This window comes from Allobosea sp. TAB14, from assembly GCF_052113865.1.
Classification (GTDB): Bacteria; Pseudomonadota; Alphaproteobacteria; order Rhizobiales; family Beijerinckiaceae; genus Allobosea; species Allobosea spartocytisi.
This window is the reverse complement of record NZ_JBFRDQ010000171.1, coordinates 1-8946: the sequence shown is the minus strand read 5'-3', so window position 1 is coordinate 8946 and position 8946 is coordinate 1. Positions and strand designations below refer to the sequence as shown.

The window sequence follows — 8946 nt, the reverse complement described above, 5'->3', positions numbered from 1 at the left end:
ACCTATCCCGACAGGGCGCGAGATGCCAGAGCCTGTTTAGGCTGCGAAACCGGCGCGTTTCGCCTTACGGACCGCGCAGGCAGGCTTGGGCGAGGCGGGTCATGCGGGTGCTTTCCTCGGAGGACAGCGTATCGCTGAGCGCCTTCTGCCAGAGGTTCTCGCGCTTGAGGCCGTCCACGGTGCAGGCGCAGACCTCCCGGCAGATCTGTTGCGAGTTCGAGGGCCCCGCGCAGCTTCGCTGGCATTCGGCCCGGAAGGCGCGCTCATCCGGCGAGAGCGGCGGGGCGATCTGCGTCGCCAGCATGATCAGCCCGATGAAGACCGGCTGGTGGACGAGATAGACCAGCAGGCTATGGCGGCCGCCCCAGCAGATGATTCGGGTTGGCCACGAGCGTGGCCGCCAGCTCGCGGCGGCCGTCCCGTCGAGGCGGGGCAGGACGAGACGCGCCAGCGCGATGCCGGTGAGCACGCAGCCGAACCAGGGGAAGACCGGGACGAAATCGGCCGTCTGGAWCGGCGCATGYGAGAAGCCGAGCCAGACCGTCCAGGGCTGGTCGAGCAGGGGGCTCGCGACGAAGGCGGGCAGGGCGAAGGCGAGCGCCGCGGCGAGGATGACGAGGAGCACCGGCAGGCGCAGGAACGGCAGGGCGAGCACGCTCGCGACCGCGACATGGTGCAGGATGCCGAAGAAGATGAAGTTCTCGCGCATCGCGAAGAAGGTGCCGACGGTCACGAGAGCGGCAGCCGCGGCGACCATGGCCAGGCGTTTCAGAAAGGCGTTGCGATTCAGCCCCTTGCGCGTCGCCAGCACGAGGCTGACGCCGACCACGACCAGGAAGGAGCCGGCGATGCAGCGTGCGAACAGCCGCCAGCCCGGCTCGAAGGCGATATCGGTCTCGATCAGCCCGAAATTCGACAGATCATAGGCGAAATGGAAGATGAACATCGCCAGCAGCGCGATGCCACGCGCCAGATCGACGAGCTGGATTCGGCCGCCCTTCGATAGGGAGGCCGGGGTCGGCGCGGGCGAAGCGGTTGCAGCAGGCTCGGTCATGGCCGTCGTTCATAAGCAAGCGGCGCGCTGGCGGCTACCCAAAGTGGCTTGGGCATGGCAGGGAAGGCGACAGTCGAACGGACCTCCATGACGGAACCCATGCAGAGCTTTTCCTCCGACGGCGTGCGGATCGCCTATGTCGACCTCGCGCCGACCGGCGATGTGCCGAAGCACGAGACGGTGGTGCTCGTCCACGGCTTCGCCTCGAGCCATGTCATCAACTGGGTCAACACCCAGTGGACGAAGACGCTGACCCATGCCGGCTACCGCGTCGTCGCCCTCGACGATCGCGGCCATGGCGAAAGCGAGAAGCTCTACGACCCGGCGGCCTATTCCTCGCAGATCATGGCCGAGGATGTGCGCCGGCTGATGGACCATCTCGACATCCCGCGCGCGGCGGTGATGGGCTATTCGATGGGCGCGCGCATCTCGGCGCATCTGGCGCTGGCGCATCCGCAGCGGCTGAATGCGCTGCTGCTCGGCGGGCTCGGCATCCATCTGGTCGAAGGGGTGGGGCTGCCGATCGGCATCGCCGATGCGATGGAGGCGCCGTCGCTCGCTACCCTGACCGATCCGATGCAGCGCATGTTCCGCGCCTTCGCCGAACAGACCAAGAGCGACCTCAAGGCGCTGGCCGCCTGCATCCGCGGCTCGCGCCAGACGCTGACGGCCGGGCAGGTCGGCCAGATTTCGGTGCCCACCCTGATCAGCGTCGGCACGAAGGACGACGTCTCAGGCTCCGGCCCGGAGCTGGCGAAGCTCATTCCCGGTGCCGAGTCCTTCGATATCGTCGGGCGAGACCACAATCTCGCGGTGGGCGACAAGAGCCACAAGCAGGCCGTGCTCGACTTCCTCGCGCGGTTGTGAGATGGACGGCGTGCGAGCAGGTTCCTCCGAAATGCGGGCGAAACCAATGTGTTGTCAAAAACGGTTCACGCGCTGATTCCGCTGCCTTCCATATTGATTCAACCCCGCTCTGCGTTTGCCTTTGGCCTCTGGCCCCTTCCTGGTGCTAGTCTAGGCTTCTGCCGAACGGTTATTCCCGGAGAACGATCATGCCGTCAGGGCACTCCGCCGTAGATATCCGCGATGCCGCCAGCGGCCTCGACCGGGTCGATCCCGTCTGGTCGCGCCTGCGCCGCGAGGCCGAGGCCGCCGTCGCCGCCGAGCCGGCGCTCGGCACGCTCATCGTCGCCTCGGTGCTGAACCAGCCGAGCTTCGAAGGCGCCGTCGCGCATCGCGTCGCAGCCCGGCTCGGCCATCCGGCCGTGACGGCCGACCTGATCGAGCAGGGCTTCGCCGAGGCGATGGCGAGCGACGAGACGATCGGCATCGGCATGCGCGCCGATGTGATGGCCGTGCTCGACCGCGATCCGGCCTGCTACCGCGTGCTGGAGCCGGTGCTGTTCTTCAAGGGCTTCCACGCTCTGCAATGCCACCGGCTGGCGCATTGGCTGTGGATGCGGGACCGGCGCGATTTCGCGCTCTATCTTCAGGCGCGCTCCTCCGAAGTGTTCCAGACCGACATCAACCCGGCTGCCCGGATCGGCAAGGGCGTCTTCCTCGACCATGCGACCGGGCTCGTCGTCGGCGAGACGGCGGTGATCGAGGACAATGTCTCGATGCTGCACGGCGTCACGCTCGGCGGCACGGGCAAGCAGGGCGGTGATCGGCATCCCAAGATCCGCAAGGGCGTGCTGATCGGCGCCGGCGCCAAGATCCTCGGCAATATCGAGGTCGGCCAGTGCAGCCGCGTCGCGGCCGGTTCGGTCGTGCTCCAGCCGGTGCCGCGCAACAAGACGGTGGCGGGCGTGCCGGCCAAGGTCGTCGGCGAGGCCGGCTGCGCCGAGCCGTCGCGCTCGATGGACCAGATTCTTGGCGGCGATTGCGGCGCCTATATCTGAGCCGCTTCGCCCGCCGAGGCGGCAAGCCATTCCATGATCTCGACCCGGCGCGCATGCGCACCGGAGCCTGTGGCTGGACTCAAGGTGAGCCTGTCCGGCGTCGGCATGGCCTGCCGGAAGGGCGCAGCCAGCCGGCCAGCGGCCAGAAGGGGTGCGACGAGACTCATCCGGCCCATGAGCACGCCGGAGCCCGAGAGCGCCGCATCCAGCGCCAGGGCATAGAGCGAGAAGGCCGGCCCGCGCCCTGCATCGACCTTGACCTCCGGCGCGGCGAAGCCGAGCCAGCGCGCCCAGTCGCCGCGCCAGACGGCATCGTGCAGCAGGGTCTGCCGCGCCAGATCGGCGGGTGAAGCCAGCCGGCCGGCCAGCGCGGGCGTGCAGACGGGCAGGATCGCGTCGGGGCCGATCTGGATCGCGGCCGGCTCCGCGACGGTGTCCCGATAGAACAGCGAGAGATCATAGGGGTCCCGTCGCGGGTCCGGCGGCTCCTCCATGGCCGCGACGGAAACCTGCAGTTCCGGAAAAGCCTGCTGCAACCGGCCCAGACGCGGCGAGAGCCAGAGCTGGGCGATGCAGGGCAGGGCGGCGATGGCGAGCGGCCGGTGCGGCTGCGCTTCGCGCAGGGCCTGCACCGCCTGGCCGAGCATGTCGAAGCCGCGTGTCAGCCTGGGCAGCGCCTCGCGCGCCGCGTCCGTCAGGGCGACGCCTTGCGGCAGCCGGCGAAACAGCGGGAAGCCGAGCCCGGTTTCGAGCTGCCGGATCTGCTGGGTGATCGCGCCGGCCGTGACGCCGATTTCCTCCGCCGCCTTGGCGAAGCTTTCCAGCCGCGCAGCCGCCTCGAAGGCCCGCAAGGCGGTGAGCGGGGGCAGGCGCGGGCGCGGCGGCTTGACGGGCAAGGGGAAGCTCCGGGTCGAGGCTGAGATTTCCTCATCCTCCTGGCCATGAATACTCATTTGCGCGCGACGCGGCAAACCGATGAGATGGCTCAGGTCCCAAACAGGCACCGGGACAACAATCGCTGAAGTGGAGGATGGGGCATGACGGCTCTGGGCAGGCGCGATTGGGTGCCGCAGGCGAGCGAGGACTATATCCAGCGGATCGCCGGCGAGACGGCGGGCCAGCCGCTCGATGCCATCGCGGACAGGATTACGGCGCTGACCGCCGAGAAYCGCGCCATCCACGAGCGCGATTGCGTCAATCTCAACCCGGCCACCAATGTCATGAACCCGAAGGCCGAGGCGCTGCTCTCGGCGGGGATCGGGGCGCGGCCCTCGCTCGGCTATCCCGGCGACAAATACGAGATGGGGCTGGAGGCGATCGAGCAGATCGAGGTGATCGCGGCCGAGCTCGCAGCCGAGGTTTTCGGCGCGACATATGCGGAGATCCGCGTGCCCTCCGGCGCCATCGCCAATCTCTATGCCTTCATGGTCGCGGCGAAGGCGGGCGACTGCATCATCGCGCCGCCGGGCGAGATCGGCGGGCATGTCACCCATCACGGCGCGGGCGCGGCCGGGCTCTACGGCATCGTCACGCATCCGGCGCCGATCGATCCGGTGAAGTACACGGTCGATGTCGAAAAGCTGCGCGCGGATGCGCTCAGGCTCCGGCCGAAGCTGATCTCGATCGGCGGCAGCCTCAATCTCTTCCCGCATCCGATCCGCGAGATCCGCACCATCGCCGACGAGGTCGGAGCGCTCGTGCTGTTCGACGCGGCGCATATGTCCGGCATGATCGCCGGCCATGGCTGGCAGCAGCCGCTGGAGGAGGGTGCTCATCTGATGACGATGAGCACCTATAAGAGCCTCGGCGGGCCGCCTTCAGGGTTGATCGTCACCAACGATGCGGAGATCGCCAAAAAGCTCGACGCCATCGCCTATCCCGGCCTCACCGCCAATTTCGATGCAGCCAAGTCGGCGTCGCTGGCCGTCTCGCTCCTCGATTGGAAGGCGCATGGCCGCGCCTATGCGCAGGAGATGGCCAAGACAGCGAAGGCCTTGGCCGAGGCTCTGTCAGAGCGGCAGGTGCCGGTCTTCGCCCGCGACCGGGGCATGACGACCTCGCATCAGTTCGCCATCGAAGCCGCGCCCTATGGCGGTGGGCAGGCGGCAGCGAAGCGGCTTCGCGCGGTCAATATCCTGTCCTGCGGCATCGGCCTGCCGCTGCCGGCGGTGGAGGGCGATGTGAACGGGCTCAGGCTCGGCACGCCGGAGATCGTGCGCTTTGGCATGACGGCCGCCGACATGCCGGAGCTGGCGGGTTATATCGCCGAGGGGTTGAACGGCTCGCGTCCGGCCGAGGCGGTGGCGAAGGACGTGACGGCGTTCCGCGGCCGTTTCCGCGAGCTGCATTTCATGCGCTGAACGACCGCATCGTCATGCTCGGGCTTGACCCGAGCATCTCGTGACCGAGAGGCTCGGAAGTCCCTTCTCGCGAGAGATTCTCGGGTCTGCGCTTCGCTCCGCCCGAGAATGACGCTCTGTTGCAGTCAATAGGGTTCGGGCTCAAGCGTAGCGCGCTTGCCTCGGCTCTGCCGTTCAGCCCGGCAGATCCGCCTCGCCGATCCAGAAGACTTCCGCCTCGCTCTCCTCGGTGTCGAGCCAGGTGAAGGGCAGGTCGTATGCGGCTTCGAGCGCCTCGCGCCCGGTGCCGACCTCGCAGAGGAGCGCGCCGCCCGGATTCAAGTGGGCGCGGGCCTGCGCCAGAATGCGGTGCACGAGGTCGAGCCCGTCGTTGCCAGCGATATGGGCCATCTGCGGCTCGCTCGCATATTCCGGCGGGAAGGCGGCGACCTCCTCGGCGGTGACATAGGGCGGGTTGGCGATGATGAGGTCGTAACGCTGACCATCGAGCGGGGCGAAGAGATCGCCCTCGAGCAGATGGACGCGATCGCCGAGATCGTAATCGGCGACATTGAGGCGGGCGACATCGAGCGCGTCCGGCGAGAGTTCGACGGCATCGACCTCGGCATTGGGAAAGCGCCCGGCGGCGATGATGGCGAGGCAGGCGGAGCCCGTGCAGAGGTCGAGCACGCGATCGACGGCTTCCGGCTCCGGGACGAGGCCGAGCCCTTCCGATTCGAGCACGCCACGCATCAGGAGCTCGCCGATATAGGAGCGCGGGACGATGACGCGCTCATCGACCCGGAAGCCGAGGCCGTGGATATAGGCGCGCCCGACGAGATAGGGCGCGGGCTTGCGCGTGGTGACCCGCGCCTCGATCAGGTCCAGCAGGCGCGCTCGCTCGCTGCGGGTCAGGCGCGCATCGAGCCAGGGATTGATGTCGTCGACCGGCAGCTTGAGCGCCTCCAGGAGCAGGAAGGCGGCTTCGTCGAGCGCGTTGGTGGTGCCATGGCCGAAGCTCAGCCCCGCCGCGTTGAAGCGCGAGACGGCATAGCGCAGCAGATCGCGCAGGGTGAGGAGGTCGTCGAGGGCGGTCATCGTCGGGCGGCTTGTCCGGGTGGCGTCGCAGCCTCTTACAGGGCGGCGAGGGAAAGCGCCAAGCGGTCTCCCTCCCGGACGAGCCGCATGGCTTAGAGCATCGGCCCGAAAAGTGGCACGCGGTTTTCGGGAAAAGCCGATGTAAAAACAAAGAGCTACAGCATCGGACCGAATACAATTTTCGGTCCGATGCTGTAGCGCGTCGTCCGCGTCAGGAACTGCCGGCCGGGGCGAAGAAGCAGAGCAGATCTCCGGCATCGTCGATGCAGAGATGAAAATGGCCGTCGGGCGATTCCTTGGCCTTGTCATAGGGGATTTCGAGGATCAACGGCTGGCGCCGTTCGGTCGGCCACATCGGGTGCGTGCCGGGCGCGACGGTGACGATGAAGCCTCCATGGCCTTCGCGCACGGTCTCGGCCGCGATCGGGGCGCAGTCCGCGCCGGAGCAGCAGTAGAACGGATAGTCCCAGCCAGTTGGGGCCTGATGCGAAAGCGCCGGCGCCGCTCCCACAGCCAGGATAGCCACCATGGCGAATGAAGCGATCAAGCGCATCGGCCAGCCCTCACCCGCAAGTTTGCGGCGCGAAAGGCGGCGAATGCATGGCGGAGCACCCGGTTCCGGCTACCCCGTATGGATCGGTGTGCGTCGCAACGGCGTCAGCCGGCCGCCTTCTCGACATAGCGGGCGAGCATCTCGACCTTCATATCCTCCTCGCCGACGAAGCGGCCGCCGCCGAGCCAGACCGACTGCGCCGCGCCGGCCTCGTCCCGCATCAGCCTGGCCGGTTCGCCCGGGCTGTTGAAGCCGGAGGCGCGGATGATGCGGCCGTGATCCGGCGTATCGAGCGTGATCTCGCCGGCGTCGAGGAAGGGGGTGAACAGCGCGGGGTTGGCGATGAGGACGCGGTCGGACACTGGCACCAGATCGCCCGCGCCCCAGATGCACCAGCCCCGGCGATTCCAGTCTTCGGTCCCGGCCGGCGGCGCGCCGCGCTCGGAGAAGGTTTTCAGGATGTGGACGACGCCGTCGAGCCAGGGGTGGGCGAGCCCGTCGATGGCGTTGGTCAGGACGGACACCGTCAGGTCCTGCGCAGGGAAGACGCAGGTGCGGGTGATGAAGCCCTGGAAGCCGCCGGAATGGCCGAACCAGCGCCAGGCGCCTTCGCCGCCCGAGATGGTGCCGAGCCCATAATGGCGGCCGAGGCTCGCCTCGTCGTCCGGCCAGAGCCGTCGCGTCATCTCGCGGCGGCTCAAGGGGGTGAGGATGCTGGTTTCGGCCTGCGGCGAGAGCTGGGCGAAATAGCGGGCGACATCGGCGGCGGTGGCGACGAAGCCCGCTGCCGAAACCATGGCCCGGCCGGGATTGTCGCCGGGGATGACGACGCGGTAACCCAGGGGCTGCGTGCCGCTATGGCCCTTCGCCATCGGCCTATGGCCCCAGAGCTCGATATCGGCCTTGGTTTCGGTGAGGCCGACCTTCGCCACGACCTCGTCGGTGATCCATTCGCTGTAGCTCAGGCCGGTCACGGATTCGATGACGAGGCCGAGCAGGCCGAAGCCGTGGTTCGAATATTTGAAGCGCTGAGAGGCCGGAAAGACCGGCGGCTCGGCGAGGTCGTCAAGAAGTTCGGCCCTGTCGCAATAGGGCTTGCGGTCGAAGAACTGGCCATTGTCCGGCCCGTCGCGCGTCAGCCCGGCGCTGTTGGAGAGCACCTGGCCGATCGTCACGGCGGCGATGTCGGGGTGCAAGCCGTCGATCAGGGAGCCGACCGCGTCGTCGAGCCGCAGCCGGCCGTCCTCGACGAGGCGCAAGATGCCGGCACCGGTGAAGCTCTTGGAATGGGACGCGATGCGGAAGCCGTGGCGCGGCGTCAGCGCTTCGCCGGTCGCGAGATCGGCGCTGCCGAAGGCGGCCTCGAGCGCGATCTCGCCGCCGTTCGCGACGGCGATGGCCACGCCCGGCTGGTCGTGCAGGCGGCGCTGGAAATCGAGCCAGCTCGCGACATAGGCGAGGGCGGAAGGGAGCCACGGCGTCATGAATGCGATCCGTCCTCAGGATGGGAGAGGCGCATGCTAAGGATCGCAGCCCGGGGTGCAAGCGGGGGGAAGATCGACGGAACGATGCCGGCTTTTGCTTGCCCTGTGCGGCCCGGCGTGGCATCGCTCCCGCCCAATCGAAAGGGACACAGACCGTGGACAAGACAGAACTCGCCAAGCTGCAGGACTATCTGCGCCGGACCTTCAGCAACACCAACATCTCCGTGCGGGCGCGGATGAAGAAGACCGATTCGGCCGAGGTCTATCTGGGTGAGGAATATATCGGCATCATCCATGTCGACGACGAGGACGGCGACCGCTCGTTCAACTTCACCATGGCGATCCTCGACGTCGATCTCGAGGGCTAATCCGCTTCCAGCCCTCATCCTGAGGAACAAGCGCGGCTTGCGTCTCGAAGGATGCTCCAGAGGGCTCGGAGCTTCCTGAAACATCCTTCGAGACGCGCTCCTGGAGCGCTCCTCAGGATGAGGGCTGGGAATGGGCGAGCCGGCGC

At 67.7% G+C, this 8946-nt stretch carries 9 protein-coding genes; 4 read left to right on the top strand and 5 right to left on the bottom strand.

Annotation, left to right across the window (positions count from 1 at the left end; genetic code table 11):
• Positions 1 to 64: 64 nt before the first annotated feature.
• Positions 65 to 1054 (bottom strand): heparan-alpha-glucosaminide N-acetyltransferase, encoded by a 990-nt coding sequence (locus AB4Y99_RS21440; protein ID WP_441524757.1) that lies wholly within the window; start codon positions 1052 to 1054, stop codon positions 65 to 67.
• 99 nt (positions 1055 to 1153) lie between these two features.
• On the opposite strand from AB4Y99_RS21440, the gene AB4Y99_RS21435 reads away from it, so the two are divergent.
• Together AB4Y99_RS21435 and cysE are read left to right on the top strand one after the other, a co-directional pair.
• Complete coding sequence (locus AB4Y99_RS21435) at positions 1154 to 1921, top strand: alpha/beta fold hydrolase (RefSeq protein WP_038359891.1); 768 nt, start codon at positions 1154 to 1156, stop codon at positions 1919 to 1921.
• A gap of 188 nt (positions 1922 to 2109) precedes the next feature.
• Positions 2110 to 2958, top strand: a complete 849-nt coding sequence (gene cysE / locus AB4Y99_RS21430) for a serine O-acetyltransferase (protein ID WP_441524756.1) — start codon at positions 2110 to 2112, stop codon at positions 2956 to 2958.
• Here the strand turns inward: cysE and AB4Y99_RS21425 are convergent.
• Positions 2949 to 3854: a LysR family transcriptional regulator gene (locus AB4Y99_RS21425; protein WP_441524755.1), complete on the bottom strand. Its 906-nt coding sequence runs from the start codon at positions 3852 to 3854 to the stop codon at positions 2949 to 2951. The genes cysE and AB4Y99_RS21425 overlap by 10 nt on opposite strands.
• 141 nt (positions 3855 to 3995) lie before the next feature.
• Between AB4Y99_RS21425 and AB4Y99_RS21420 the strand changes: the two genes are divergently transcribed.
• Positions 3996 to 5318 carry a serine hydroxymethyltransferase gene (locus AB4Y99_RS21420; protein WP_441524754.1) on the top strand — a complete coding sequence of 441 codons (1323 nt, stop codon included), beginning with the start codon at positions 3996 to 3998 and terminating at the stop codon, positions 5316 to 5318.
• Between the two features lie 174 nt (positions 5319 to 5492).
• Here AB4Y99_RS21420 and prmB read toward each other — a convergent pair whose 3' ends face one another.
• The 3 genes from prmB to AB4Y99_RS21405 form a co-directional block, all read right to left on the bottom strand.
• Positions 5493 to 6395, bottom strand: coding sequence for a 50S ribosomal protein L3 N(5)-glutamine methyltransferase (gene prmB, locus AB4Y99_RS21415; RefSeq protein WP_441524753.1), 903 nt, complete (start codon positions 6393 to 6395; stop codon positions 5493 to 5495).
• A 211-nt stretch (positions 6396 to 6606) separates the two neighbouring features.
• A complete protein-coding gene (locus AB4Y99_RS21410) occupies positions 6607 to 6948 on the bottom strand; it encodes a hypothetical protein (protein WP_112764573.1) in 342 nt (113 codons plus the stop codon).
• Positions 6949 to 7052: 104 nt separating this feature from the next.
• The gene (locus AB4Y99_RS21405) at positions 7053 to 8432 is read right to left on the bottom strand and encodes a serine hydrolase domain-containing protein (RefSeq protein ID WP_441524752.1); all 1380 of its coding nucleotides are present in this window, start codon (positions 8430 to 8432) and stop codon (positions 7053 to 7055) included.
• A 155-nt stretch (positions 8433 to 8587) separates the two neighbouring features.
• Between AB4Y99_RS21405 and AB4Y99_RS21400 the strand changes: the two genes are divergently transcribed.
• Positions 8588 to 8800, top strand: coding sequence for a DUF3126 family protein (locus tag AB4Y99_RS21400; RefSeq protein ID WP_038358447.1), 213 nt, complete (start codon positions 8588 to 8590; stop codon positions 8798 to 8800).
• Positions 8801 to 8946: the final 146 nt, after the last annotated feature.

Coding starts and splice junctions, on each gene's coding strand:
- AB4Y99_RS21435 (WP_038359891.1), top strand. CDS start 1,154: ATGCAGAGCTTTTCCTCCGACGGCGTGCGGATCGCCTATGTCGACCTC.
- cysE (WP_441524756.1), top strand. CDS start 2,110: ATGCCGTCAGGGCACTCCGCCGTAGATATCCGCGATGCCGCCAGCGGC.
- prmB (WP_441524753.1), bottom strand. CDS start 6,395: ATGACCGCCCTCGACGACCTCCTCACCCTGCGCGATCTGCTGCGCTAT.
- AB4Y99_RS21410 (WP_112764573.1), bottom strand. CDS start 6,948: ATGCGCTTGATCGCTTCATTCGCCATGGTGGCTATCCTGGCTGTGGGA.
- AB4Y99_RS21405 (WP_441524752.1), bottom strand. CDS start 8,432: ATGACGCCGTGGCTCCCTTCCGCCCTCGCCTATGTCGCGAGCTGGCTC.